A 26,207-nucleotide genomic window follows, 5' to 3' on the forward strand; every position below is an offset into this window, starting at 1 on the left:
CCCCCCCGTGCCCGCCCGCACCCCCCGACGCGCGCCCCGCCCGCCCGCGCCCCTCGCACGATCGCGCCGCGCCGAACGGACGGCGGTACACTCGTCGCGACGTTCGGCAGCCGACCCACAGCGCTCGAGGAGACGACCCGTGCCGAAGAGCTACACCCGCCTGACGACCCCGCTCGTCCGTGACGGCGTCGTGAATGGCGACCGCCGCACGGGCATGCTCCGGCCGGCGACCTGGGACGAGGCGCTCAACCGTACCGTGACCGGGCTCCAGGCAGCGAAGGCGGCCCACGGCCCGACGACGTTCGGCCTCTTCAGCTGCAGCAAGGCCACGAACGAGGTGAACTTCGCCGCCCAGAAGTTCAGCCGGACGGTCCTCGGCAGCAACAACATCGACAGCTGCAACCGGACCTGACACGCCCCATCGGTCGCCGGTCTGGCGACCATCTTCGGTGCCGGCGGTGGCACGAGCTCCTACCGCGAGGCTGAGGAGACGGACCTCATCGTCCTCTGGGGCAGCAACGCCCGGGAGACGCATCCGATCTTCTTCCATCATCTCCTCCGCGGAGTGAACAACGGCGCCCGGCTCTACGCGGTGGATCCCCGCCGGACGAGCTCGGCCGAGTGGGCGGACGTCTGGCTGGGGCTCGACGTCGGATCGGACATCGCCCTCGCCAACGCCGTCGGCCGCGAGATCATCGCCTCCGGCCTCGAGCATCGCGAGTTCATCGCCCGGGCGACGTCCGGCTTCGATGCCTACCGGGCGAAGGTCGAGCCGTACACGCTCGAGTACGCCGAGCGCGAGACGGGCGTCCCGGCGGACGCCATCCGGGACCTCGCCCACGCGTACGCCACGGCCGACAAGGCGATGATCTGCTGGACCCTCGGCATCACCGAACACCACAACGCCGTCGACAACGTCCTCGCGCTCATCGACCTCGCGCTGCTCACCGGCCACGTCGGCCGCTATGGGAGCGGCGTGAACCCGCTCCGTGGCCAGAACAACGTCCAGGGCGGCGGGGACATGGGAGCGCTGCCGGACCGGCTGCCCGGTTTCCAGTACGTCGAGAACGACGCGCTCCGGGCGAAGTTCGACCGGGAATGGGGCGTGCCGGTGCCGCCGAAGCGCGGCTGGCACATGTCCGGGATGTTCGATGCGATGGACCGCGGCGAGCTCAGCGCCCTCTACGTCATCGGCGAGAACCCGATGCAGTCGGAGGCGGACCAGCACCGGACACGGCGGCTCCTCGAAGGGCTCGAGTTCATCGTGGTCCAGGACATCTTCCTCACGAAGACCGCCGAGATCGCCGACGTCGTCCTGCCGGCCACAGCCGCCTGGGCCGAAGCCGAGGGGACGGTGACGAACTCCGAGCGCCGGGTCCAGCGCGTCCGCAAGGCGCTCGAACCGCCCGGGGAGGCCCGCGACGACCTGTGGATCGTCTACGAGCTCGCCCGCCGGATGGGAAGCGACTGGGGCGAGGCGTCCGCCGAGCGGACATGGGACGAGGTCCGACGGCTGGCGCCGCCGTTCGCCGGGATGAGCTACCGCCGCCTCGAGGAGCTCGGCGGGATCCAGTGGCCGTGCTACGACGAGACGCATCCGGGCGAGCTCTTCCTCCACAGCCGCCTGTGGGAGGATCCCGTCCCGGGCAACCGGGCGCCGTTCGTCGCGGTCGACCACGACCCACCGGTCGATCGCCTGACGGAGGACTTCCCGGTCCGCCTCACGACAGGCCGCCGGCTCGACTCGTACAACACCGGCGTGCAGTCCGGCGGATACCGGTCGCCGCTCCGTCGGGGCGAGTCTCTCGACCTGTCGCCGGAGGACATCGCGACCTACGGGCTCGAGAGCGGCGAGCGCGTCCGTGTGATCTCGCGGCGGGGCGAGCTCGTCGCGCCGGTGCGGATCGACCCGTCGCTCCGGGCCGGCCTCGCGTTCATGACGCTCCATTTCCAGGACGACGTCGCGACGAACCTCCTGACGATCGACGCGACGGACCCGAAATCCGGCACGGCCGAGTTCAAGGCGACGGCGATCCGGATCGAGAAGCTGCCGGTCGCCCTCGCGACGGCCTCGGCTCGCGCCGGCTGACGGCCGATGGCAGTTCGGCTCATCCGCACGATCGGAACGCTCGTCGCGGTCGCGGCGATCGCGGGCTGCGGCTCGACCTCGATCTCCCTGGCCCAGCCGTCGCCAACCGGGGTCGCCGGACCGAGCGCGTCCGTCGCACCGGGCGCTCCATCGGGAGCGCCGTCCGGGGCGCCCGGACCCTCGCCGATCGTCGGTCCGACCGCGTCGCCCTCCTCCAACCCATCGCCCTCCTCCCGACCGAGCGCGTCCCCGGCCGTGGCGTTCACGCCGACCGCCGTGACGTTCGTGTCGGCGAACGACGGCTGGGTCATCGGCACTGTTCCCTGCTCGGCCGGTTCGTGCCTCGCCGTCAGGCGCACGACGGATGGCGGTCGGACGTGGACCGCTGCGCCGGCGCCTGCCGCGGTGCCGTCGGCCGGGATCGGGCAGCCCGGCGTGTCGTCCATCCGGTTCGCCGACCCGCTCGACGGCTGGTCATTCGGATCGAGCCTGTGGGCGACGCACGATGGCGGGGCGACCTGGCATCCCACGTCCGTGCCGGGCCTGCCGGCGGACTCCGTCATGGGACTTGAGGCTTCCGGCGGCACCGTCACCGCTCTCGTCGCGGATACCGCTGGCGCGATCCGGCTCGCGACGAGCCCGGTCGCCACGGACGCCTGGCACGTGACCGGGCCGGCGGTCAGCCTGGGCGCCGGGCCCGTCCCGCGCCCGAACCTCGTCCTGAGCCGCTCCGCCGGCTGGCTCCTCGAGGTCGATCGGACAGTGATCGCACCCGGCGCCCGCCTCGTCGGTGGCACGTGGCGGACCTGGCAGCCGCCCTGCGCGACGGCGAACGGACCGGCGCTCCTCGCCGCCGCGGACGCCTCCAATCTCGTCGCCGCGTGCGATGCCGGCGTCTGGGGACCACCGTCGGGCGGCTTGCCGATGGGCGCTCACCTCTACCTCTCCCGCGACGGCGGCCTGACCTTCACGCTCGTCGCCGGCACGCTTCCACTCGGCTACCCGTCGTGGATCGCGATGCCGACGGCGACCACGATCGCGATCGCCGGCACTCGGACCAGTGGCAGCGCGATCGCGATCTCCGCGGACAGCGGGCGGACCTGGCGGGTCGTGACCGTGGGTTCGGCGACTGAGGCGATCACGTATCTCGGCTTCACGACCGCGACCCAGGGCGTCGCGATCGCGACCGACCAGGCCGGCGGCGGGCGGCTGCTCATGACCCGCGATGGCGGGAGGAGCTGGTCGCCGGTCGCCTTCTGAGCGGGAGCGGCTCTCAGGCGGGCGAGACGACCGGCAGGCCGAGGGCGCGCGCGGCGGCGGCGAGGCGCAGGTCGTAGGTGACGAAGGCGGCCAGGTCGGCCCCGAGTGTGAGTGCGGTGGCGAGATGGATCGCGTTGAGCGTGCGCAATTCGGGCGGCTCGAGGCTCGACGCCCGCTCGGCGATGTGGGCCGCCACCGCGATGACCTCGACGGACGCCACGATCCTCTCGAGGTGGCCCGGGTCGTGCGGCCGCCGCGCGGTGGCTCGCCGGGTCTCGACGATCCCGATGAGGCTGGTCATCACCCGCTCGCTCTCGACGTACCACCGCTGCATCTCCGCCGACCCGGGCTCCTCCACGGCGAGCTTCACGAGCGCCGAGGCATCCGCGTAGGTGACCGCGGTCACCGGTCGTCCTCGTCGCGCATCTCCTGGAGGATCTCGCTGATAGGTCGACCGGGGATCTTCGGCGGCGGAGGAAGCGTCCGATGGTCCATCGTCGCCGGCGTGATGGCTCCCTCAGCGATGAGGCGGGCAAGGCCGATCAGCGGCTCCGGGCGTCGCGGTTCGAGGCGCGCGACCGGAACGCCGTGCTCCGTGACCTCGAGGCTCTCGCCGGCCTTCACGCGGTCAAGGTAGACGGACAGGTTCTGACGCAGCTCACGGACGCCGACCCGGGCCGGCGGTCCGCCCTTCTCGCTCATGTAGCACACGGTAGCACATCATGCTGCGATTGAGCCCGCCGGGGAGCCCGGCCCGCCGGGGAGCCCGGCCCGCCGCGTGCGACCAGGCCGGCCTCAGCACCCCGGTGCGACAGCCGCGGTACTACACTCCGGCGAGTGGACATCCATGTCGTCGCACCGCTCGCCTCACCCGCGGAGCGTTCGGCGGTGGACGCGGTCCTCGATCCGGAGATCGGGCCACCGGTATCCGGCTGGCGCGGCGGAGCGCGGACCACCGCCGACGGGCACGCGGCGCGCGGCGGGCACGAGGCACGCGGACGTCGCGACCTCCTCCTGCCGGCCCTCCACGCGGTCCAGGAGCGGATCGGCTGGATCAGCCAGCCGGCACTGGGCTACATCTGCCGACGGCTTACGGTCCCGCCCGCCGAGGCGTACGGCGTCGCGACGTTCTACGCGATGTTCGCGACCCGCGAGCGGCCGCCGATCGTCGCCCATGTCTGCGACGACATCGCCTGCCGGCTCTCCGGAGCCGAGGAGACGTGCGCCGAGCTGGAGCGGACCATCGGTCCGGCCGGAACGCCGGCCGCCACCGCGGACGGCACCGCGTCGACCTGGCTGCGCAGCCCGTGCCTCGGCCTCTGTGAGCGCGCTCCGGCCGCGCTGTTCACCGTCGCCGGGGAGACGCCGCGTGCCTTCGAGGCGGCCCCGGTGGACGCGATCGGGATCGCGGCCCGGCTCCGCGGCGCGTCCCGAGCGCGAGGACCGGAGGCGGACGTCCGTGCGATCGTGCCCCAGGCTGGCGATCCCGCGCTCCGACTCCTCGCCCGAGTCGGTCGGATCGATCCGACGAGCCTCGCGGCCTACCGAGCATCGGGCGGATACGAGGGACTCGCCCGCGCCCTCGAGATCGGGCCGGTGGCGACGATCGAAGAGGTCACCGCGTCGCGGCTCCTCGGCCGCGGAGGCGCCGCGTTCCCGACCGGCCGGAAGTGGGCCGCCGTCGCGAGCCAGCCGGCGCAGCCCCACTATCTCGTCTGCAATGCCGATGAGTCGGAGCCCGGCACCTTCAAGGACCGCGTCCTGCTCGAGCACGACCCGTTCGCCGTCATCGAGGGGATGACGATCGAGGCCTTCGCGACCGGGGCGTCCCGCGGCTATCTCTACCTCCGTGCCGAGTATCCGCTCGCGGCGACGCGGGTGGCGGCGGCGATCGCGGCGGCTCGCTCGGCCGGGCTCCTCGGGCCGGACGTCGCTGGTTCGGGATTCGCCTTCGACATCGAGCTGCGCCGCGGCGCCGGCGCGTACATCTGCGGCGAGGAGACGGCGCTCTTCGAATCGATCGAGGGCGGCCGCGGCGAACCGCGGAACAAGCCACCGTTCCCGGTCGAGGTCGGGCTCTTCGGCAGGCCGACGGCGATCAACAATGTGGAGACGCTCGTCAACGTCCCGCTCATCCTCCGCGACGGGGCGGCCGCGTTCGCGGCGGTCGGGACGGAGGGCTCGAGCGGCCCGAAGCTCTTCTGCCTGAGCGGCCACGTCGCCCGACCCGGGGTCTATGAGGTCCCGTTCGGGACGACGCTGCGGGAGCTGCTCGACATCGCCGGTGGCGCGCCGGGTGGCCGGACGATCCGGGTGATCCTCCTCGGCGGCGCGGCCGGGACATTCATCGGCCCGGAGGCGCTCGACACGCCGCTCACGTTCGAGGGCACGCGGGCCATCGGCGCCGCGCTCGGCTCCGGCGTCGTCATGGTCTTCGATGAGACGGACGATCTCGTCGGCACGCTCCGCCGGATCGCCGCCTTCTTCCGCGACGAGTCGTGCGGCCAGTGCGTCCCGTGCCGCGTCGGAACCGTCCGTCAGGAGGAGCTGCTCGCCCGGCTCGCCGCCGGCCGGCCGCGCGGCTCGACGGCCGATGAGGTCGGTCTCCTTCGCGAGATCGGCCAGGCGATGCGCGACGCCTCGATCTGCGGCCTCGGCCAGACGGCGTCGTCGGCCATCGAGAGCGCGCTGCGGGTGGGAGTCGTGACGGTATGACGGCCGAGGCGGATATCGCCCGGATCCCGTTCGAGCCGCCCGCGCGACCGAGCCATCCGCCGGTTCCGCCGCCCGCCGTGGAGCGCCCGCCGGTCGAGCTGACGATCGACGGACGGGCCGTCGCAGTGCCCGCCGGCTCGACCATCCTCGACGCCTGCCGGGCGCAGGGGATCGACACCCCGACGCTGTGCTACGTCGAGAACCTCACGCCGGTCAACGTTTGCCGCATCTGCGTCGTCGAGGTCGCCGGGTCGCGGACGCTCGTGCCGGCCTGCTCGCGCCCGGCCGAGGCCGGGATGGACGTTCAGACGGACTCGGAGCGGGTCCGCCTGTCGCGAAAGATGGTCCTCGAGTTCCTCGGCTCGTCCGTGGACGTATCGCTCGCCGGTCCGCGCGAACCGGACGGGTCGATCGCTGCCTATGCCGCGCGATATGGCGCGGACCCGAGTCGCTATGGTGACGCCGCCGCGCCGGCAGCCGCGGACGAGCGCGACGCCCGCGAGTCCGGCCACCATCACCCGGCCGCGGGGGAGCCGACCGCCGCGACGGTGAGCCAGCCCGTGAAGGTCGACAACGAGCTGTACGTCCGCGACTACAGCCGCTGCATCCTCTGCTACAAGTGCGTCGAGGCATGCGGCGTGGACGCCCAGAACACGTTCGCCATCGCCGTGGCCGGTCGGGGATTCGACGCCCGGATCTCGACCGAATGGAACGTCGGGCTGCCGGATTCGGCGTGCGTCTACTGCGGCAACTGCATCGGCGTCTGTCCCACCGGCGCGCTCATGTTCCGCTCGGAGCACGAGATGCGGGCGGCCGGCACGTGGGACGAGTCGGCCCAGACCGTCACGGAGACGATCTGCCCGTACTGCGGCGTGGGTTGCGCGCTGACCCTCCACGTCCAGGACAACTCGATCGTCAAGGTCAGCTCGCCGATGGACTCATCCGTGACGGACGGCCATCTGTGCGTCAAGGGCCGCTTCGGCTTCGAGTTCGTCCAGAACCGCGAGGGCTGATTCCGCGGAGCGGCAGGCGGCCGCCCGTCGGATCAGATGCCTGCGACCCGCTCGGGATGGGCGTAGACGTTGAACCCGTCCCCGCGGAGGAATCCGATGAGCGTCTGGCCGAGGCGCTCGGCCGCCTCGACGGCGAGGTCTGAGGGAGCCGAGACCGCGGCGAGGATCGGGATCCCGGCGACCGCTGCCTTCTGGACGATCTCGAAGCTCACCCGCCCAGAGACGAGGAGCGCCCGGTCGTGGAGCGGCAGGCGGCCGGCGAGGAGCTCCGCGCCGACGAGCTTGTCGAGCGCGTTGTGGCGACCGACGTCCTCGCGGAGCGTGACGAGCTCGCCGGTGGGGGTGAAGAGCCCCGCCGCGTGGAGGCCGCCGGTCGCCTCGAAGACGGTCTGGGCGGCGCGGAGCGCGCTCGGCAGGCCGAGGATGACGTCCCGGTGGATGACCGGCTGACCCTCCGGCAGGGGATCGCAGCGGACCGCGACGTCGTCGATCGAAGCCTTCCCGCAGATGCCGCAGCTCGCCGTGGCGACGAAATGACGCTCGGCGATGCGGGTCGTGTCGAATGGGCGACGGAGGCGGACCGTCACGACGTCATCCGGCTGGGCGAGCGCGGCGGGATCGCCGACCTCCACGGCCGCGACGTCCTCGGGTCCGTCGATGAGGCCCTCCGTCCGCAGGAACCCCACGGCGAGCTCGGCCTCCGAGCCCGGGGTCCGCATGGTCACGGCGACCGCGACCGGCTGCTGCGCGGGCCCTGCCGCCCGGATCTCCATCGGCTCCTCGCCGACGAGGGTATCCGGCCGATGGTCGACGCTCGCGCCCCGGACGGCGATGATCGCGGCCCGCGCGGTGCGGCGTGTCGGGAACTGGTCCGTCACGACCGGCGAGTCGGAGGCGGCCTGGTCACGACGCGGCGAGTCGGTCGAGAAGCCGGCTCGATGCGGCGGCGACATCGGCGACGGCTGCCTCGAACGCCTCGGCGTTCCTCCGACTCGGCACCCGGTAGCCGCTCACCTTGCGGATGAACTGCAGCGCAGCGGCCTGTACCTCGTCGGGTGTCGCGGGCGGGACGGATGGGTCGGTTCTGCGCAGGGTCCTGATCGATCGGCACATGGCGCCACGGTACGGCGAGCCCGGGGTTGTGTCCAGAGTGCGCATTCAGGTAGTCACCTGCGTACTTGACTATTCGTGTGGCTAGTCTAGTATTCAGTAGTGGATCTCTCGCACCCAATCCGTGGCATCATCCCGACGCTCGACGCGCCGGTCCTCGAGGTCCTTGCCGGCACGACCCGTGGGCTCTCCGGGCGCGAGGTTCACCGCCTCGCCGGCACCGGCAGCGTCCGCGGCGTCCAGCTCGTCCTGGCACGCCTCGTCGCGCAAGGGCTTGTCAGCGCCGAGGAACATGCCAGTGCGACCCTGTACGCGGCGAACCGCGCGCACCTCGCCTGGCCGGCACTCGAGGATCTCATCGGCCTCCGCCGTCACGTCCTGGATCAGATCCGGGCCGCCGTCGCCGGCTGGACGATTGCCCCACTTCACGTGTCGCTCTTCGGGAGTGCCGCGCGGCGCGAGGGAAACGCCGGGAGCGACATCGACCTGTTGATTATCCGCCCTGACGCGTTGGCGGAGGGCGACGAAGTGTGGCAGACACAGATCGACGCGCTCCGTGATCGCCTCCTGATCTGGACGGGAAACCGGTGTCAGGCGTTCGACATTGACCGTGCCCGACTCGGCGCTCACGTCGCGACAGACGACCCACTGGTGGAGAACTGGCTCAGCGACGGAGTGCCCCTCGCCGGCGAGTCGCTTCGCTCGCTCGTCGACGGCCTCGAGCCCGCGATCCAGCAATGAGTCCCCGCCGGAGCGGCCGAACTGCACCATGCGACCCCGCCGATGCGGCTGTCCGACTTCGCCACGCCGAGTCATTCCTCATCGTCGCCGATCTCGTTCTCGACCAGTCGGACGACCAGGTCCTCTCGCTCACGAGTGTTGCAGCGTCGCTCGCCGTCCTCGCCGGGATCGCCGCAACGGACGCCGCGTGTTGCGCCGCACTCGGGCGGCGTGCCCGCGGCCAGAATCATGATGAGGCGATGATGCTCGTCCGCACGATCGTCCCGGGCGGCCAGGCAATGGCCCGCGATCTCGGCCGTGTGCTCGCCCTCAAGGACGATGCACAGTACGGAGTCCTGACGGTATCGCCCGAGCGTGCCCGAGCGTCCGTCGGCTGGGCGCGGAGACTTGCCGCGGCGGCGCGTGAGGTGGTGGCGCCGACCGGCGCCGGCCGTGGAGTCGGCGGACCGTGATCTTCCTCAAGCTCGTCGCGTTCGCCGCCGGTGCCTTCCTCGCGACCCGGGCGGTCATGTCCGCGATCCGCGTCGTCGTCCTCCCGCGTGCCTCGAACGAGCCGGTCGCGCGCTTCGTGTTCGTCACCACCCGTCGCCTGTTCGATGCGTTCAGCCCCCCGCGCAAGCCCTATGCGTTCCGGGATCACGTCCTCGCCTACCTCGCCCCGGTGTCGTTGCTCCTCCTGCCGGTCGTCTGGTTGACGCTGGTCCTCGCCGGATACACGGCGATCTTCTGGGCGCTCGGCGTCGACTCGTGGAGCGCCGCGCTCCGGGTGAGCGGCTCATCGCTCCTGACCCTCGGCTTCGCCCCGTCCGCGGGGCTGCCCCAGGACCTCGCCGCGTTCAGCGAGGCCGGCATCGGCCTGCTCCTCCTCGCCCTCCTCATCGCGTACCTGCCGACGATGTACGCCGCGTTCTCGCGGCGCGAGCTTGCGGTCAACCTCCTCGAGGTCCGGGCGGACTCGCCGCCCACGGCGGTGGCGATGCTCCAGCGATTCCACCGCCTCGGGACGATGGACCAGCTCCACGGCCAGTTCCTCGTCTGGGAGACCTGGTTCGCCGACATCGAGGAGACCCACACCTCCCTCGGTGCGCTCGCCTTCTTTCGATCGCCGCAGCGCGACCACTCGTGGGTCAATGCGGCAGGGGCGATCATGGACTGCGCCGCCCTGAGACCCTCATCGCCCTGGCCCGGATCACGATGGCACCGCCCGCCCGCTGGAACGGCCGTCCGTGGGAGGTCATCGAGCCGGTGCACCCGGCACGGACCCGCCAGGGCTGACGCTCAGCCGCCAGGGCTGACGCTCAGCCGACGCTGACGCTCAGCCGCCGGGGCTGACGCTCAGCCGGCGCCGCTGGCACCGCCGGTCGCCATCACCGCCCGTCCGATCGCCCGCAGGCGGTCGTGGACGCCGCCCATCCACGGGATGTCGCGCGGCAGGAACCGCTTCGGGACCTTGGCCACGATCGTGTAGTTCGGGTCGACGACGTTGGCGATCCGCGAGGTAGCGATCTGGCTCACGAGCTGGTAGGTATCGGAGACGGAGAGGCCGCTCTCCGCGACGATCCAGCGGATGAGTTGGCTGTGGGCGATCCGGAAGGCGTCCTCGAGCGGTCGATACGAACCCGCGACCATGATCGAGTCGTCGCTCTCGAGCCGGGGCCACTCGGCGTAGACGCCCTTCACGACGTCGACCGTGAAGGTCGTGTTCATCGCCCCTTCGACCGCCGCGCCGCAGACCTCGCCCTCGCCCATCCGGTAGTGACCGTCACCGATCGAGAAGAGCGCGCCCGGCACGTTGACGCCGAGGTAGATCGTCGTGCCGGCCTTCGCTTCCGGCGTGTCCATGTTGCCGCCGAACGCCTCGGGGACGAGGACGTTCCGCCGCTCGAAGGCGGCTGGCGCGACGCCGATCGTGCCGTGGAACGGCTCGAGCGGCAGGCGGACCTCGTAGTCCGAATCGAGGGCGTCGAAGGAGAGCTCGTTGGCCGCCGCGTCCACCCGGTACAGCCAGACCTTCTCCGGCAGCGCCTCCTGGAGCGTCGCGGTGTAGCGGGTTCCGGTCAGCGAGCCGAAGAACAGGACGTGGGTGCTCACCGCCCAGTCGCGGGCCGGTCGGACGTCGATGAGGTGGATCGCGAGCGTGTCGCCCGGCTCCGCGCCCTCGACATGGAAGGGCCCGGTCTGGGGGTTGATGAACGGGTATTCGATCGACTTCGACGGCAGGTCGCTCGTGCTGCGGATGCGGCCGTCGAAGCAGTCCTCGACATAGACGTCGAGCACCTCGCCCGGACGAACCCGCCGGATGGGGTCGTAGCCGCCGAACGTCCAGGCGTAGGTCTTCGGGTCCTGGACGAAACGGGTGATGGTCGGCGCGAGCGGTCCGGTCACAGCGGTCTCCACGATCGAAGCAGGTCGAGCGTCCGGCCGATGGGCAGGGCGTGGAGGACGTGGCCGTCCCGCCCGCGCACCGTCGTCGCCGTGAACATGGCGTTGAGGGCCGCCTCCTCGGTCGCGTCGGCGACCGCCTCGAAGAGCCGATCGATGGGGCTGCCCTGGGTCCAGAACTGGCCCTCCACGAGGACCTCGATGGGATGGCCGATGCGGGCGGTCTCGCGCGGGATCCGGTTCGCCGTCGAGAAGGCGATGAAGATCTCGCCCGAACCGTCGTTGCCGACGGAGCCGGTCCGGGCGAGGCCGACGTCCACCCGTCGGGCGAGACGCCGGAGCTGGCGCGGGTGGAGTGGCACATCCGTCGCGACGACGGCGATGCACGATCCCTCGTGGTGGTGCTCCGGCATGAGATCGGCGATCTGCCGCCCGATCGGCACCCCGAACAGCTGGAACTGGTGGCGGTTCGCGTAGTTCGTGTTGACGAGGACGCCGACGGTGTATCGCTCGCCCTTGAGCTCGAGGACGCGGGATGAGGTCCCGATCCCGCCCTTGAAGTCGAACTGCTGGGTCCCGGTCGCCGAGCCGACGCTGCCCTCGGGAACGGGCCCGTCGGTCGCCGCGTCGAGCGCCGCGTCCACGTCCTCCCGGGTGAGGCCGAAGGCCCGATTGTCGTTGAGGAAGCCGTCGTCGCATTCGGCGATGACGGGGATGACGATGTCCAGGTCCGCGACGGCCGGATCGCGGCCGACCATGTACCGGCTGACCGCGTCGTAGGCGAGGCCCACGTGCGGCGTGTCCGTGATGACGATCGGTGAACCGATGAGACCCCACTCGTCGATCACAAGATTGCTCGTCACCTCGCCGTAGCCATTGAAGACGGATGTCGCCGCGTAGAGCCGGTCGCGGAACAGGTCGCCGCCGTGCGGCCAGATCGCCGTGACCCCGCTCCGGATGACGGGATCGCCCGAGCCGGGCGCGCCGCGCACGACCGTCTGGTGACCGACCCGGACCCCGGCCACGTCCGTGATCGCGTTGTTCAGCCCGGGGACGTGGACGCCGACGGACAGGCCGAAGTCCCGGATCCGGCCGCGTTCCTCCGGCGGCGGGTCGCCGGCCATCGCTCGGACCCTCGCTACGGGAGCCGTGACAGCTCGCTCGAGGTGTCCGTGGACATGTTCCAGTAGCGGTCCTTGTTCGGCTCGAGGAAGAGGAAGAAGTAGACGATCCCGACGATCGCGATGACGCCCACGATGAGGAGGTCCGTCGTCTTCTGCTGGGTGATCGCGACGATCGTGCCGACGAGGGCGATGAGCGGCGGGACCGGCCAGAACGGCATCCGGTACGGCCGCGGGAGGCTCGCCTGGCGCATCCGGCTCACGAGTGCGGACAGGGCGATGAGCGCGTAGAGGACGATGAGGAGGACGGCCGTGAAGGTGACGACCGTCACGAGAGACGACTGGAAGCAGAGGATCGCGGCCATGCCACCGGTGAGGATGGTCGCCACCCACGGCGTGCGGAGCGTGGGGTGCACCTGGGCGATCGCGTCGCTGATCGGGCCGGGCCAGGCACGGTCGCGGCCGGACGACCAGACGATCCGGGCGAACTGGAGGGTGATCGCGAGCGACGCATTGAAGATCGCGATGATCGCACCGTAGGTGAGGAAGTTGACGAACGTGTCGCCGAAGGCGGATCGGGCGACATCCGTGAGCGGGGTCGGCGAGCCGATGAACTTGCCGAGGTCAGGCGCCCCGAAGACGATGGCGATGAACGGGATGAGCTCGAAGACGATGCCGATCATCGCCGCCCGGACCACCGCCTGCCCGACGTGCGATGCCGAGCCCTTGGTCTCCTCGCTGAAGTTGATCGCGCTGTCGTAGCCGTTGACCGAGAACATCGCGATGGCGACGGCAGTGAAGATGAGCGGCAGTCCGACCGCCGAGCCGTCGCCCATGACCGGGTTCGTGAGGATCGTCAGCGGTTGCTGCCAGTGGCTGAAGCCGGCGAGGGCGAGGACCGTGACGACGACGAGCTCGATGAGGAGGAAGACGCCGGTGAGGACGGCGTTGAAGTTGATCCGGAGGATCGCGATGACCGTCACCGCGATCATGACGACCGTCGCGGCGATGTTCGACGGGATGCCCGGGTTGAGGGCCTGGACGTAGACGCCGATACCGATCGCGACGCTCGCCGGCAGGAAGATCGCCTGGCCGATGTAGTCGAGGAGGGCGAGGAAGCCGACCGGCCGGCCGAGGACCCGGGTGACGATCGAGTACAGGCCACCGGCGACCGGGAACATCGAACCGAGCTCGCCCATGCACAGGGCGACGTTGATGGCGATGAAGCAGCCGATGATGTACGCCCACAGCGAGCCGCTGCCCGCGGTGGCGATGACCACCGGACCGATGACGAGGAGGGATGCCGTGGGCGTGATGTCCGACACGACGAGGGCGATCGTCCCAAGGACCGAGACCGCCCGGTTCAGCTCCTGCTTGTAGCCGAGCGCATGGAGGATCTGTTCGCCTCCGACCTCGTCGCCCGGACGTCCGTCACCAGCCATCGACCGCTCCTCCGCCCCCCGATGGATCAGGTTGCCGTCGGCGTCGCACCCCAGACCCGGCGGTCGGCACGCGCGCCAGCCTCCCCGCGGCGCATGCCCGCGATCGTACGAGGTCGCGGGCTCGTCCACAAGACGATTCCTGCAGGACGAGACGATTCCTCCACCCCGTCCGAGCCCGCCACCAGCCGCTCGTTCCCGCCAGATGGCCCTCACACGGGCATTGGTCAGAACGTTTTGTGACACACGCTCCCCTGGCGGTCCGGTGTCAGGAGTCAGGCGCCGCCCGCGCCGCCGGTTACGCTCAGCGCGCGGCACGAACGGCCCATCGACTCGAGGCTCCGGCGACGAGCGCCCGCCTGAGGGTCATTTGACAATTCGCAGACCCGGTACGGAGGGAGACGGCGCGCATGCCGACTCGCACGATCCGCCTCGACGGCCCGCTCGATCTCGGGCGGACGCTCGCCCCGCTGCGGCGTGGTCGGGGCGATCCGACGATGCGGATCGGGCCGGACGGGGTGTGGCGCGCGACGCGCACGCCCGATGGGCCGGCGACCCTCCACCTCGCGGCCCGCGACGGCGCGGTCGACGTCGAGGCGTGGGGTGACGGTGCGGGCTGGTCCCTCGAGCATGCCGGCGAGCTCATCGGGCTGCGCGACGATCCGGCCGCGTTCCAGGCCGATCATCCGCTTCTCCGCGAGCTCGCCGGCCGCCATCCCGGGCTTCGATTCCCGCGGACGCTCGGGGTCGTCGAGGCACTTATCCCGGCGATCGTCGAGCAGAAGGTGACGGGAGACGAGGCCCATCGCGCGTGGCGCGGTCTCGTCGCCGCGCACGGGGAACCGGCGCCCGGGCCGGCAGGCGCGAACGGGCCGGCAGGAGCGCCCGGGCCGATGGGCGCGGCGGGCGCGAACAGGCATGGCGAGACCGCACCTGGGCCGGCGGGAGCGGACGGATCGACCGGGCTTCGGCTGCCGCCCGCACCGGAGGTCCTCGCCGCGCTCCCGTACTTCGCGTTCCATCCGTTCGGCCTGGAGCGACGCCGTGCCGAGACGATCCGGCGAGTCGCGGCGGCCGCCACCCGGCTGGAGGCGACGACGGAGCTCCCCTCTGCGGAGGGGCAGGCGCGGCTTCAGGCGATCCCGGGCATCGGCCCGTGGACGGCGGCGGAGGTGGCGGCTCGAGCGTGGGGCGATCCGGACGCGGTGAGCGTGGGGGACTTCCACCTCCCGAACCTCGTCGCCTGGGCCCTCGCCCGGGAGCCGCGCGGGACGGACGAGCGGATGCTCGAACTCCTCGCCCCGTTCGCCGGTCAGCGCGGGCGGGTCATCCGCCTCCTCGAGGTGGCCGGCATCGCCGCGCCGCGCCACGGACCGCGCTACGCTGGCCGGCGGATCGAGTCGCTCTGAGTGCCGAGGGACACGGATGGACCACGACTTCGCGACGCCGCCGCTCCGCGTCGAGCCGGTGACCCTGGAGGGAGACCACGTCCGGCTCGAGCCACTCGAGGCAGATCGGCTCGACGAGCTCTGGGAGGTCGCAAGCGAGCCGTCACTGTGGCGCTGGATCTCGTTCCCGATCCGGACGCGGCACGACCTCCGCGCGTACGTCGATACCGCCCTTGCGGGCCGGGCGGCCGGCACGACGCTCCCGTTCGTCACCGTTGAGCAAGCGACCGGGCGGGTGGTCGGCAGCAGCCGCTTCGGCAACATCGTCGCAGCGGACTATCGGACGGAGATCGGCTGGACCTGGGTCGGCGTCCCGTGGCAGCGGTCGGCGATCAACTCGGAGGCGAAGCTCCTCATGCTCGACCACGCCTTCGGCACCTGGCGCTGCCATCGGGTCGAGTTCAAGACGGACTCGCTCAACGAGCAGTCGCGGGCCGGGCTCGTGGGGATCGGGGCCACATTCGAGGGCATCTTCCGGAACCACGTCCTGACCCACAGCGGGCGGATGCGCCATTCCGCGTGGTACTCGATCACGGACGATGACTGGCCGGCGGTCCGGGCGCGGCTGGTCGGGCGGATCGCGGCGGGTGGGCGAGAAGGCGTGGCGCCGCCCGGCGACTGACGCTCGCCGCTCGCTCAGGCACGGCTCGCGCCAGCCGGCAGATCCGCCTCGAAACGTGCCCCACCGCCCGCCGCCTCGCCCACGACGAGCGAACCGCCGTGACGCTGGACGATCCATTGGGCGATCGCCAATCCGAGGCCCGTGCCGCCGCTGGACGCACCCGGCGCGCGCCAGAAGCGGTCGAAGACGTGGCTCCGGTCCTCCTCCGGGATGCCAGGTCCGGCGTCCTCGACGATGAGCCGTCCGCCGTCGTGTTCGCCGGGTTGGACCGTCACACGAACGACGGATCCAGCCGGTCCGTGGCGGATGGCATTGTCGACGAGGATCGTGACGAGCTGCCGGAGGCGAGTCGGGTCTCCCGTGAGCGGCGTCGCCGATCCTTCGACCTGGACATCGATGGATCGTCCGGCGGCGACGGTCCGCAGGCCATCCACCGCGTCCGTCGCGATCCGCTCCAGATCGAGCGGTTCAGGTGCGAGCTCCTCGATCCCCGAATCGGTCCGCGCGAGCAGGAGCAGGTCGCCGACGAGCCCCGCGAGGTGGTCGACCTCCGCCCGCACGTCGGCGAGGGCCTCCGACTCCGTGCCGAGGGTCCGCTCCGGATGTCGCTCGAGATGTTCGACGGTGGCGCGGATCACGGCGAGCGGCGTCCGCAGCTCGTGGCTCGCATCGGCGGCGAACTCGCGCTGGCGGCGGAGCGAGTCGCGGATCGGGACGAGCGCCCGCCGCGCGTAGACCCAGCCGCCGGCGCCGGCGGCGGCCACGGCCGCCAGCCCGCCGACGACGAGGATGAGGAGGAGCGTGCGGAGCGTTCCCTGCTCGGCGCTGATGTCCTGGACCACCTGGAGGACGACCGTCCCGTTGGCTCGCGGGACGGGAAGGCTGAGGACCCGGACCGGGACCCCACCCACCGATGCGGTTCGGACGTCCGTCAGTCCGGCGAGTGCGGCCTTCACGCCCGCGTCGATCGGAAGGCCCGCCAGGCGATTCGACGGACCGATGACCTGGCCGGTGGGTGTGACGATCATCGCGATGGTCCCCGGCGCCGGTCCACCGAAGGAGACGCCCACCGGCGCCTCGCCGGCCGGCCGGTCGGGGAACGGGTCGGGGACTTTGGAGACGAACCGCTCGGTCGTTGCCACGCGATGCTGGAGCTGATCGAGGCTCGTCGTCGCGAGCGAGCTTGCGACGGCGGCATAGATCGCGGCGCCGAGGATGGCGAGGACGGCGAGCATCGTCCCGGCGCTCCACGCGACGAGTCGCCAGCGCGTCCTCCGAAGGAGCGGCGCGTCCGGCCCAGGACCCGCGATCGGGGCGGGTCGCGGCGCGTCGGTCATGGTCCGGCGAGCCGGTATCCGACTCCACGGACGGTCTGGATCCGCGCGCCCTCGACGCCGAGCTTCGTCCGCAGGTAGTGGATGTACACCTCGACCGCGTTCGGGGTGAGGGCGGCGCCCACCGGCCATGCCCGATCGAGCAGCTCGTCGCGCGAGAGGACACGTCCCGGATTCCTGAGCAGGCACTCGAGGAGGGCGAATTCCTGGCGCGAAAGGTCGATCTCCGTGCCGCCGAGATACACCCGCCGCGATGCTTCGTCGAGGACGATGCCGCCGCTGACGACGCGTCGCTCCGCCCTCCGGCCCACCCGGCCCGACGTCGCGCGGCGATCGAGTGCCCGTAGTCGCGCCGCGAGCTCGTCGTAGGCGAACGGCTTGACGAGATAGTCGTCCGCCCCGGCGTCGAGCCCGGCGACCCGATCGTCGATCGCATCCCGGGCGGTGAGCATGATGATCGCGAGACTCGAACCGCTCGCCCGGATTCGACGGGCGACCTCGAGACCCGAGATATCCGGCAGCCCGATGTCGAGGATCATCGCGTCGATGCCACCCGCCGCGCCGAAGAGCTCGAGCGCCGTCTCGCCGCGTTCGGTGACATCGACGACGTGCCGGTCGTCACGGAGCAGGCGGGCGAGCGCGCGGCCGAGCCGGACGTCGTCCTCGACGATGAGCAGGTGCACCGCGCTACCGATTCATGACCGTGGACCGGCGGCTACTGGCCCACGACGGTGATGTCGGAGGCCGGGCCGATGGTCCGGGTGCCGCCGACACGAGGGCTCGCGGCCGGGCTCGCGCCCGCACCCGGTGCGGTCCCACCGCCACCGCCCGGCACGCCGCCCGCTCCGGCGCGGATCTGGACGAGCACGGTCGAGCCGGCTGCGACCGCGCTCGCGGACGCTGCCGTCTGCTGGTGGTACGTGGTCGAGCTGTCGACGGGGATATCGATCGTCGTTCCATTCGTGAGCTTGAGCGTGATGTGGTCGGCCGTGATCGCGGTCAAGGTACCGCGAAGTGCGGCGGTCCCGCCGAAGATCCGGCCGATGCCGCCGCCGCCGAGCCCGGCTGCCCCGCCGGTGCCACCGTTGCCGCCACCGAAACCGTTGCCGAGGCCTCCGGCACCTCCGCCGAACCGGCCGACCGCGACGGCCGCCGCGGGCGCTGTGACCCGACCGGCCGCGAACCCCACGCCGCCGATCGCGATGAAGGCGGCGACGAACAGGAGGATCGTGAGGGGATCACGCCGCCCGACGGGTCGCCCTGCGACGACTGGGGTCGGCTGGATCGGGTGGGTCGGCTGGATCGGGTCCATGTGGGTCTCCGAGGTGGTGGCGGGAGGTGGTGGATTCGGCTGGATCGGGGGTTCGGCGCGCCGCGTGACGGCGGGATTGCGCGGCCCCGAGCCGTCGCGCCCGCGGCGTCTGGTCCCGACCGTAGGCCCGCACGCTGAGACCGTCCTGAGACCATCGCGATCCGGGGCGGGCTCGTTGTCACCCAATCGCATCGTTTCCGATCCCGGAGCGACGACGACCCGCGCCCGGCAGGCGCCGATGCTCCTGACCCCACGCATCTCGTGGGATCGAGGAGACGCGCGCTGCGATGCACCGACCACGGAGACCGCCAGACCCGCCCCTCTACGACGCGCGACACGAACACGACGCCTGCGGGGTCGGCTTCGTCGCCGACGCGGGAGGCCGGTCCGCCGCGCGGGTCCTTCCGCTCGCACTCGCGGGCCTCGCCTCGCTCGGGCATCGGGGCGCGTTCGCCGCGGACGGTGAATCGTCGGACGGGGCGGGGATCTCGCTGCCGCTCGAACCGGCGCTCCGGGCACGGATCGGCGCGACCACGTCCGCCGCCACCACGACCGCCGCCGCCACCACGACCGCCGCCGCCCCAACCGCCGCCGCGGAGGACCAGCCGGCGGTCTTCCAGCTCTTCCTTCCGCGCGGCCGGACGCGGGAGGCGCGCGGACGGGGCCTCGTCGAGCGATCGCTCGCCGCCGAAGGCCTGTCCGTCCTCCGCTGGCGCACCGTCCCGACCGATCCTTCCGCCCTCGGTCGCGAGGCATTCGAATCGCGACCCGCATTCGTGCAGGCGGTCGTCCAGCCGACCCCCGGCCATCCATCGGGAGCCCCGTTCGATCGGCGCCTCCTCCTCGCCCGGCGCCGCACCGAGACGGCCGCCCGCGAGGCCGGCCTGGACCTCTCCGTGCCGTCCGCCTCCGCCCGGACGATCGTCTACAAGGGACTCGTCGGCGGCGATCGGCTCAGCCGGTTGTTCCCGGATCTCGCTCCAGGCGACGCGGAGCTCCCGAGCTCGTACGCCGTCTTCCATCAGCGCTACGCGACGAACACGCGACCGGTCTGGCGCCTCGCCCAGCCGTTCCGGCTCCTTGCCCACAATGGCGAGATCAACACGGTCCGCGGCAATCGGGAGCAGGTCCGCGGCCGGTCCGCCGATCCCGACCCGTCCGGGCTCCTCCGCGCCCTCCTCGAGACCGGGCCGCTCCTCTCGCCGGACGGCTCCGACTCGCTCTCGCTCGACGAGGCGCTCGAGCTGCTCGCAGCCTCCGGGTGGAGCGTGCCGGTCGCACTGCTCGCCGCGGTCCCCGAAGCGGCCGCCCTCCGCCGCTCGCCGCACCCGGCGATAGCGGCCCTCCGCCGGCGGACCGCCGCCTTCCTCGCGCCGTGGGACGGTCCCGCGGCGCTCGTCTTCGCCGATGGCCGCAGCGTCGGCGCTCTCGTCGACCGCAATGGGCTCCGCCCGGCCGCGTTCGCGATCACGCGGGATCGGCTCGTCACCGTCGCGTCGGAGGCGGGAGCCGTTCCGATCGCCGCCGCCGAGATCGTCCGTCGCGGCCGGCTCGGCCCGGGCGAGATGCTCCTCGTTGACCCGTCGCGCGGCCGGATCCTCGAGGATGCCGCGGCGAAGACCGCGCTGCTTCGTCGTCTCCCCGTCCACGACGCGCCACGCCGGGCGCACCTCGACCGCCCGCCCGGATCCGACGCGTCCCGGTCCGGGATTTCCACGCCGACTCCACTCGCCCTCCGCTACCTCGCTGGCCTCGACGCCGAACGCCTCCGTCTCGATGTCCGGACCATGGCGCTCGAGGGACACGAGCCGCTATGGAGCATGGGCGACGACACGCCGCTTCCCGGCCGCGGCCGGATCGACCGTCGGGCCGTGGACCACCTCCGCCAGTCATTCGCGCAGGTGACGAACCCGCCCATCGACCCCGAGCGCGAGCGGGCGGTCATGGACCTCCGCGTGGAGCTCGGGCGCCGTCCGGCGCTCCTCGGCGGCCTGCCGCGCCATCCCCGGACGGTGCGCCTGGAACGGCCGATCGTCGTCGACCTCGACGGGCTTGTGGCCCTCGTCTCGTCCGATCGGCGAGGAACGGTCCGGAGGCTCGACGCGACCTGGGATCCGGCGACGGGCCCGGCCGGACTGCGGACCGCGATCGATCGTCTTGCCTCGGCCGCTGTCTCGGCCGCCGGCGGACGGACGGAGGTCCTTGTCGTCTCGGATCGAGCCGCCTCACTCGATCGGCTCCCGATCCCGTCCGTCCTCGCCGCCGGGGCGGTCCACGCGGCGCTGACGGCCGCCGGCCTCCGCGGCCGGATCGACATCGTCGCCGAAGCAGCGGACGTCCTCGACCCGCATGCACTCGCGATGCTCCTCGCCGCCGGCGCGACCGCCGTTCACCCCTGGCTCGCGCTCGAGGCAGCGGCCGAGCTCGCGGGCTCGCGCGGTGCGGAGGACCTCACGGCCGAGGCTGTCGTGGAACGGTTCGTCGGTGCGCTCGAGGCCGGCCTTCGGAAGACTCTCGCCAGGATGGGCGTCGGCTCCGTCTCCTCGTACATCGGCGCTGGCCTCGTCGAGACGATCGAGCTCGATGACGACATCGTCCGGACCTGCCTGCCGGCGACGAGCGGTTGGCCGGGGAGCGTCGGGTTCGGGGACCTCGCCGAACGCCAGCTCCGCCGGCTCGCGGCGGCCCGGGGGCTCCCGGCGGACGGCCGCGAGGCGCGACTCCCGGACCAGGGTCTCGCCCGGTTCCGCGCCGACGGCGAGCTCCACCTGAACGCGCCGCGGATCGTCGCCGAGATCCAGCGGCTGGCCGAGCCGAACCCCGATGCGACCGTCGAGCAGACGCTCGCCCGATATCGATCGGCCCTCGCCCGGACCGGCCTGGCGGTCGTCCGCGACGGTCTGGAGGTGCGCCCGGGGGTGCTTCGCGCGCCGGTCGATCTGTCGCTCGTCGAGCCCGCCCCGGCGATCGTCCGCCGATTCGTCGTCAGCGCCATGAGCGTCGGCGCCTTGAGTCCGGAGGCGCATCGCGCCCTGACGATCGGCATCCAGCGCGCCGGCGGAGCGGCGAACACCGGAGAGGGCGGCGAGGATCCCGCCTGGTACGCCCCGGGCCCGAACGGTGAGCGTCTCGACTCGCGGATCAAGCAGGTCGCATCCGCGCGGTTCGGGGTGACCGCGACGTTCCTCGCCCGGGCCGAACAGCTCGAGATCAAGATGGCCCAGGGATCCAAGCCCGGCGAGGGTGGCCAGCTCCCCGCCCGCAAGGCCACCCCATACATCGCGGCCCTCCGTCGCGGCCAGCCGGGGATCGCCTACGTGAGCCCCCCACCGCATCACGACATCTACTCGATCGAGGATCTCGCCCAGCTCATCGCGGATCTCCGGGCGATCAATCCCGCCGCCCGGATCGGCGTCAAGCTCGTCGCGAGCCGCGGGGTGGGGACGATCGCCGCCGGTGTCGCCAAGGCCGGTGCCGACTACATCCACCTGTCCGGTCATGCCGGCGGGACCGGCGCGTCGCCGCTCTCGTCGATCAAGCACGTCGGCTCGCCGTGGGAGCTCGGCCTCGCCGAGGTCCACCAGGTCCTCCTCCGGAACGAGCTCCGCGAGCGGGTCGCGCTCCGGGTGGACGGCGGCCTCCAGACCGGCCGCGACCTCCTCATCGCGGCCCTCCTCGGTGCCGAGGAGTTCGCGTTCGGGACGGCCGCCCTCATCGCCCTCGGCTGCGACATGGCACGCCAGTGCCACCTCGACACGTGCCCGACCGGGATCGCGACCCAGCGCGACGATCTGCGCGCGAAGTTCAGCGGAACGCCGGAGCGCATCGAAGCGTTCGCGACCGCACTCGCCGAGGACCTCCGCCGGGAGCTCGCCCGGATCGGTTCGACGTCCGTCGGCACGATCGTCGGCGAGAGCGCCCGCGCCCTCCGACCGGGCCGGGGGAGCACGGTCGAGCTCGGGGCCGTCGTCCGTTCCCCGCGCTGGACGACCAGCGCGGCCCGCCGCGCCGATCCCTCCACCGCCGGCACCGTGGTCCGCCGTGCGGCCGCCTCCCCGCTGGAGGCTCGTCTCGTGGCCGCGTTCGCTGGTCAGGGTTCGCTCGCCGCGACCGGCCTCACCGTGACGACCGCGGACCGCTCGTTCGGAGCAGCCCTCAGTGGGGCGATGGAGCGCGGGACCGTCCGCGGCCCGATCCGCCTCGAGCTCCGCGGTTCGGCCGGCCAGTCGTTCGGTGCGTTCGCCGGGCCGGGCATCCACCTGCGGCTCGTCGGGCAGGCGAACGACTACGTCGGCAAGGGGCTCTCCGGCGGGAGGGTGGAGGTCGTCCCCGACCCGGCTGCGGGCGACGCCGATCGACCGGGCGGTCTCGCCGGCAATACCTGCCTGTACGGCGCGACCGGCGGCCGGCTCCACATCGTCGGGCGGGCAGGGATGCGATTCGCTGTCCGGAACGCGGGTGCGGATGCGGTCGTCGAGGGGATCGGTCCCCACGGCGCCGAGTACATGACCGGAGGCACGCTCGTCGTGCTCGGCCCCGTCGGGGCGAATTTCGGGGCCGGCATGACCGGCGGCCGGGCATTCCTCTACGACCCGGCCGGCCGCCACGCGATGTCCCTGAACCCGGAGAGCGTCGCGCCGCGACGCCTGGCGGATGTCATGGCGGACGGTCCGGCCGGCGGAGCGGCACTCGCGGACCTCGTCGGCCTCCTCGCCGACCATGCCGCGATCGGATCCGAGCGGGCACGCCAGCTGCTCGGGGATCGGGAGCGGCTGCCGCTCGACGTGTGGCTCGTCGAGCCGCTCGGGGAGCGCATCCCGATACCGGATCGCAACCGTCTCGCACCTGTCGCGACGCCGACCGCCACCGCCCCGGACCGCACACTGACGGCCCACGCGCCCATCGCTAGCGAGTGACGACGATGATCCACCCGTTCGACCAGACGTTCCGCCGCTTCGACGCCGTGCGCGACGGCCGGGCGGCGCCGGTCACCTGTGCCACGTGCGGCTGTCGTCTGGAGCGTCCGGCGAGCCGCGCCGCGTGGGCGCATTTCAACCCCCTCGGTGGGCGCGACGCCCGCGGCTGCCGCGTGCACTGCGCGGATGCCGCCCACGATGCGGGTGGCCGCACGCTCGACTGACGCGGCCCGCCGCCGGCCTCGGCGGACGAACGTCCGGACATCGTCGCGCGCTCCGGATCAGTGCATCCGTGAATGGTTCACCAATGCACGATCGCGGCCTTGATGGGTGCCTTCCGAGGGCCGGTTCCGAGGGCCGGTTCCGAGGGCCGGTTCTCCGCGACGAAGGGACCCTACGGGGCGGGGATGACGAGCTTCGCGCCGGGCCGGAGCATCCGCGGGTCGGTCACCTTCGGGTTCGCCTTGCGGAGCGCCGCGAGCGTGACGTGGAACTTCACCGCGATCCCGTACAGCGTGTCGCCCTTGCGGACGACATAGGTCGTCGGGCTTGGGGCGGCGACGCTCGGTGCGGCGGACGCGGTCGGGGCGGCGACGCTCGGGGCCGCGGATGCGCCCGGGGTGGCGCTCGGCGGCGCGGACAGGCTCGGTGCCGGCGTCGAACTCGAACCGCAGCCGGCCAGCACCGCCGCGGTGAGGATCGCCGTGATCGACGCTCGAGCTCGGGCCGGTACGTCCATCGCGCTCTCCCTGCTGTGTCGCATGGCGGTCGATCTGTGTCGCATGGTGGTCGATCGGGATCTGTCGTCGCCCCGCTCGACGGCTCGCTCACCGTCCATGTTGCGCCACTTCGCTTGCCCGCGCCACGGTCCCTCGTCCGGCGTCCCCGGGGGTTCGGGCGGACCGCCTACCCGTGGGCGGACAGGGCGCCCAGGTGTTCGGTGAGGCGGAGGTTCTCGCGATAGTCGATCGGGACCTCCACGAGGCTCGGGCCATCGTGCTCGAGTGCCCGCATGAGCGTCGGGTAGAGCTCGGCGGCCGATGACGGCCGGAACGCGGCGAGGCCGAACGAGCGGGCGTAGGCGACGAAGTCCGGATTCGTGAACTCAACGCCGAACGGGCGACCGAACTCCGTTCGTTGCTTCCAGTCGATGAGCCCGTAGCCGTCGTCCCGCCAGACCACGACGACGATGTTCGTGCCGATCCGAGCCGCGGTCTCGAGCTCCTGGGAGTTCATGAGGAACCCGCCATCGCCGCACAGGGCCACGACGTGGCGGTCCGGGTGCACGAGCTTGGCCGCGATCGCACCGGGGAGCGAGATCCCCATCGCCGCGAAGCCGTTCGAGATGATGACGGTGTTCGGTTCGTACGCCTGGTAGAGCCGCCCGACCCAGACCTTGTGCGCGCCGACATCGCTCACGACGATGTCCCTGGGTTCCAGCGCTCGACGGAGGTCCGCGATCGCCTTCTGCGGCTTGATGGGCCAGCCATCGTCCTGCTCGTAGGCGTGGAGATCGGCGAGGAGGGCGGTGCGGAGGTCCTGGTGGACGAGGGTCTCGCGCGCCAGATGCCGCTCGCTCGCGCTCCGTCCGCCGACGCCGTCCGGAAGGACCGCCGCGAGCAGCCGCTCGAGCGTGCCTTCGATGTCGCCGATCAGTTCCACCTCCGGTCGGTAGAACGCGTCGACCTCCGCAGGCTGGGTATCGATGTGGATGATCCGCCGCCGCCCTTCCGGGTTCCAGCGCGAGGGCGCGTACTCGACGAGGTCATAGCCGACCGCGACGACGAGGTCCGCACGGTCGAAGCCGGAGAGCACGTGGTCGCGGGCCTGGAGCCCGACAGCCATGAGCGAGAGGTGACTGCGGTCGTCGATGGCGCCCTTGCCCATGAAGGTGACCGCCACCGGGACGTGGAGGCCGTTCGCGAAGGCGCGGAGCGGCGCTGCGGCATCCCGGCGAAGGACGCCGTTGCCGGCGAGGACCAACGGTCGCTCCGACTCGCGGAGGAGGCGGGCGGCGTGGGCGATCGCCTCGTCGGTCGGCTCCGGGAAGTACGCGTGCGTCGGTTCGAGGGGATGGGCATCGTCCGTCACCGCCGTCGCCGCAAGGTTCTCCGGCAGCTCGATGTGCGTGGGGCCGGGCTTCTCGAGCTGGGCGACCTTGAACGCCTTGCGGACGATCTCCGGCACGGCGCCGACCTGCTCGACCCGCTGGTTCCACTTCGTCACGGGCTCGAACATCCGCACGATGTCGACGAACTGGTGGGCCTCCTTGTGGGTCTTGTCCAGGCCGGCCTGGCCGGTGAGCGCGACCATCGGCGCGTGGTCGAGGAACGCGTCGGCGATGCCGGTCACGAGGTTGGTCGCCCCTGGCCCGAGCGTCGCCATCGCCACGGCCGCCCGGCCGGTGAGCCGACCATGGACATCCGCCATGAACGCGGCGCCCTGCTCGTGCCGCGTCGTCACGTGACGGACCGCATCCTGGCGGCTCAGGGCGTCGAGGATGTCCATCGTCTCCTCGCCCGGAACGGAGAAGACGTACCCGCAACCTTCGGCGGCGAGGCACTCAACGAGCAGCGAGGCGGCCGTCCGGGCGCGTGTGAGGGCCATGGGTTGCGAGTCTAGCCGTGATTCCCGCGGACGTTGTCGACAGCGGAGACCTGCCCGGCTCCCACCGGCTCCGGAACCATCGGGCGGGGTACGTCGCG

The 26,207-nt window shown here is 72.1% G+C and carries 23 protein-coding genes; 11 read left to right on the plus strand and 12 right to left on the minus strand.

Going from position 1 to position 26,207, the window contains the following annotated elements; translation table 11 throughout:
- Positions 1-214 precede the first annotated feature (214 nt).
- On the plus strand, positions 215-2,089 hold the full coding sequence (locus IVW53_09805) for a molybdopterin-dependent oxidoreductase (protein MBF6605860.1): 1,875 nt from the start codon (positions 215-217) through the stop codon (positions 2,087-2,089).
- 6 nt (positions 2,090-2,095) lie between these two features.
- Complete coding sequence (locus tag IVW53_09810) at positions 2,096-3,349, plus strand: hypothetical protein (GenBank protein ID MBF6605861.1); 1,254 nt, start codon at positions 2,096-2,098, stop codon at positions 3,347-3,349.
- 13 nt (positions 3,350-3,362) lie between these two features.
- On the opposite strand, the gene IVW53_09815 is transcribed toward IVW53_09810, so the two are convergent.
- Together IVW53_09815 and IVW53_09820 are read right to left on the minus strand one after the other, a co-directional pair.
- Positions 3,363-3,755, minus strand: a complete 393-nt coding sequence (locus tag IVW53_09815) for a type II toxin-antitoxin system VapC family toxin (GenBank protein MBF6605862.1) — start codon at positions 3,753-3,755, stop codon at positions 3,363-3,365.
- Positions 3,752-4,051 (minus strand): type II toxin-antitoxin system prevent-host-death family antitoxin, encoded by a 300-nt coding sequence (locus IVW53_09820; GenBank protein MBF6605863.1) that lies wholly within the window; start codon positions 4,049-4,051, stop codon positions 3,752-3,754. The genes IVW53_09815 and IVW53_09820 overlap by 4 nt, the downstream gene beginning before the upstream one ends.
- 135 nt (positions 4,052-4,186) lie before the next feature.
- Here IVW53_09820 and IVW53_09825 point away from each other — a divergent pair, with 135 nt between their 5' ends.
- Both IVW53_09825 and IVW53_09830 read left to right on the plus strand, forming a co-directional pair.
- Positions 4,187-6,064, plus strand: coding sequence for an NAD(P)H-dependent oxidoreductase subunit E (locus IVW53_09825; protein ID MBF6605864.1), 1,878 nt, complete (start codon positions 4,187-4,189; stop codon positions 6,062-6,064).
- Positions 6,061-7,077 carry a (2Fe-2S)-binding protein gene (locus IVW53_09830; GenBank protein ID MBF6605865.1) on the plus strand — a complete coding sequence of 339 codons (1,017 nt, stop codon included), beginning with the start codon at positions 6,061-6,063 and terminating at the stop codon, positions 7,075-7,077. The genes IVW53_09825 and IVW53_09830 overlap by 4 nt, the downstream gene beginning before the upstream one ends.
- Before the next feature lie 32 nt (positions 7,078-7,109).
- Here IVW53_09830 and fdhD read toward each other — a convergent pair whose 3' ends face one another.
- Positions 7,110-8,030 (minus strand): formate dehydrogenase accessory sulfurtransferase FdhD, encoded by a 921-nt coding sequence (gene fdhD, locus IVW53_09835; GenBank protein ID MBF6605866.1) that lies wholly within the window; start codon positions 8,028-8,030, stop codon positions 7,110-7,112.
- Positions 7,981-8,190: a DUF2277 domain-containing protein gene (locus tag IVW53_09840; GenBank protein ID MBF6605867.1), complete on the minus strand. Its 210-nt coding sequence runs from the start codon at positions 8,188-8,190 to the stop codon at positions 7,981-7,983. Before IVW53_09840 ends, fdhD begins: the two co-directional genes overlap by 50 nt.
- 99 nt (positions 8,191-8,289) lie before the next feature.
- On the opposite strand from IVW53_09840, the gene IVW53_09845 reads away from it, so the two are divergent.
- From IVW53_09845 to IVW53_09855, 3 genes are read left to right on the plus strand one after another with little or no spacing between them, the layout of a single operon-like run.
- A complete protein-coding gene (locus IVW53_09845) occupies positions 8,290-8,928 on the plus strand; it encodes a nucleotidyltransferase domain-containing protein (protein ID MBF6605868.1) in 639 nt (212 codons plus the stop codon).
- Positions 8,925-9,380: a DNA-binding protein gene (locus IVW53_09850; GenBank protein ID MBF6605869.1), complete on the plus strand. Its 456-nt coding sequence runs from the start codon at positions 8,925-8,927 to the stop codon at positions 9,378-9,380. Before IVW53_09845 ends, IVW53_09850 begins: the two co-directional genes overlap by 4 nt.
- Positions 9,377-10,240 carry a hypothetical protein gene (locus IVW53_09855; protein ID MBF6605870.1) on the plus strand — a complete coding sequence of 288 codons (864 nt, stop codon included), beginning with the start codon at positions 9,377-9,379 and terminating at the stop codon, positions 10,238-10,240. The genes IVW53_09850 and IVW53_09855 overlap by 4 nt, the downstream gene beginning before the upstream one ends.
- Before the next feature lie 23 nt (positions 10,241-10,263).
- On the opposite strand, the gene IVW53_09860 is transcribed toward IVW53_09855, so the two are convergent.
- The 3 genes from IVW53_09860 to IVW53_09870 are packed head-to-tail and all read right to left on the minus strand — an operon-like array spanning position 10,264 to position 13,873.
- On the minus strand, positions 10,264-11,289 hold the full coding sequence (locus IVW53_09860; protein ID MBF6605871.1) for an acetamidase/formamidase family protein: 1,026 nt from the start codon (positions 11,287-11,289) through the stop codon (positions 10,264-10,266).
- Between the two features lie 20 nt (positions 11,290-11,309).
- Positions 11,310-12,434 carry a P1 family peptidase gene (locus IVW53_09865; GenBank protein MBF6605872.1) on the minus strand — a complete coding sequence of 375 codons (1,125 nt, stop codon included), beginning with the start codon at positions 12,432-12,434 and terminating at the stop codon, positions 11,310-11,312.
- A gap of 14 nt (positions 12,435-12,448) precedes the next feature.
- Positions 12,449-13,873: an APC family permease gene (locus tag IVW53_09870; protein ID MBF6605873.1), complete on the minus strand. Its 1,425-nt coding sequence runs from the start codon at positions 13,871-13,873 to the stop codon at positions 12,449-12,451.
- Positions 13,874-14,280: 407 nt separating this feature from the next.
- On the opposite strand from IVW53_09870, the gene IVW53_09875 reads away from it, so the two are divergent.
- Both IVW53_09875 and IVW53_09880 read left to right on the plus strand, forming a co-directional pair.
- Entirely contained in the window at positions 14,281-15,279 is a 999-nt protein-coding gene (locus tag IVW53_09875) for a DNA-3-methyladenine glycosylase 2 family protein (protein MBF6605874.1), read from the plus strand.
- A 16-nt stretch (positions 15,280-15,295) separates the two neighbouring features.
- Complete coding sequence (locus tag IVW53_09880; GenBank protein ID MBF6605875.1) at positions 15,296-15,940, plus strand: GNAT family N-acetyltransferase; 645 nt, start codon at positions 15,296-15,298, stop codon at positions 15,938-15,940.
- A gap of 14 nt (positions 15,941-15,954) precedes the next feature.
- Here the strand turns inward: IVW53_09880 and IVW53_09885 are convergent, their stop codons facing one another.
- From IVW53_09885 to IVW53_09895, 3 genes are read right to left on the minus strand one after another with little or no spacing between them, the layout of a single operon-like run.
- Complete coding sequence (locus IVW53_09885) at positions 15,955-17,277, minus strand: HAMP domain-containing histidine kinase (GenBank protein MBF6605876.1); 1,323 nt, start codon at positions 17,275-17,277, stop codon at positions 15,955-15,957.
- Complete coding sequence (locus tag IVW53_09890) at positions 17,274-17,957, minus strand: response regulator transcription factor (protein ID MBF6605877.1); 684 nt, start codon at positions 17,955-17,957, stop codon at positions 17,274-17,276. The genes IVW53_09885 and IVW53_09890 overlap by 4 nt, the downstream gene beginning before the upstream one ends.
- 32 nt (positions 17,958-17,989) lie before the next feature.
- Positions 17,990-18,586: a hypothetical protein gene (locus IVW53_09895; GenBank protein ID MBF6605878.1), complete on the minus strand. Its 597-nt coding sequence runs from the start codon at positions 18,584-18,586 to the stop codon at positions 17,990-17,992.
- Between the two features lie 287 nt (positions 18,587-18,873).
- Here IVW53_09895 and gltB point away from each other — a divergent pair, with 287 nt between their 5' ends.
- Both gltB and IVW53_09905 read left to right on the plus strand, forming a co-directional pair.
- A complete protein-coding gene (gene gltB, locus IVW53_09900) occupies positions 18,874-23,502 on the plus strand; it encodes a glutamate synthase large subunit (GenBank protein MBF6605879.1) in 4,629 nt (1,542 codons plus the stop codon).
- A 5-nt stretch (positions 23,503-23,507) separates the two neighbouring features.
- Positions 23,508-23,726 carry a hypothetical protein gene (locus IVW53_09905; protein MBF6605880.1) on the plus strand — a complete coding sequence of 73 codons (219 nt, stop codon included), beginning with the start codon at positions 23,508-23,510 and terminating at the stop codon, positions 23,724-23,726.
- Positions 23,727-23,896: 170 nt separating this feature from the next.
- Here IVW53_09905 and IVW53_09910 read toward each other — a convergent pair whose 3' ends face one another.
- Both IVW53_09910 and IVW53_09915 read right to left on the minus strand, forming a co-directional pair.
- Entirely contained in the window at positions 23,897-24,241 is a 345-nt protein-coding gene (locus IVW53_09910) for a LysM peptidoglycan-binding domain-containing protein (protein ID MBF6605881.1), read from the minus strand.
- A gap of 167 nt (positions 24,242-24,408) precedes the next feature.
- Positions 24,409-26,109 carry an acetolactate synthase large subunit gene (locus tag IVW53_09915; protein MBF6605882.1) on the minus strand — a complete coding sequence of 567 codons (1,701 nt, stop codon included), beginning with the start codon at positions 26,107-26,109 and terminating at the stop codon, positions 24,409-24,411.
- Positions 26,110-26,207: the final 98 nt, after the last annotated feature.

This window comes from Chloroflexota bacterium (assembly GCA_015478725.1).
Taxonomy (GTDB): Bacteria; Chloroflexota; Limnocylindria; order Limnocylindrales; family CSP1-4; genus C-114.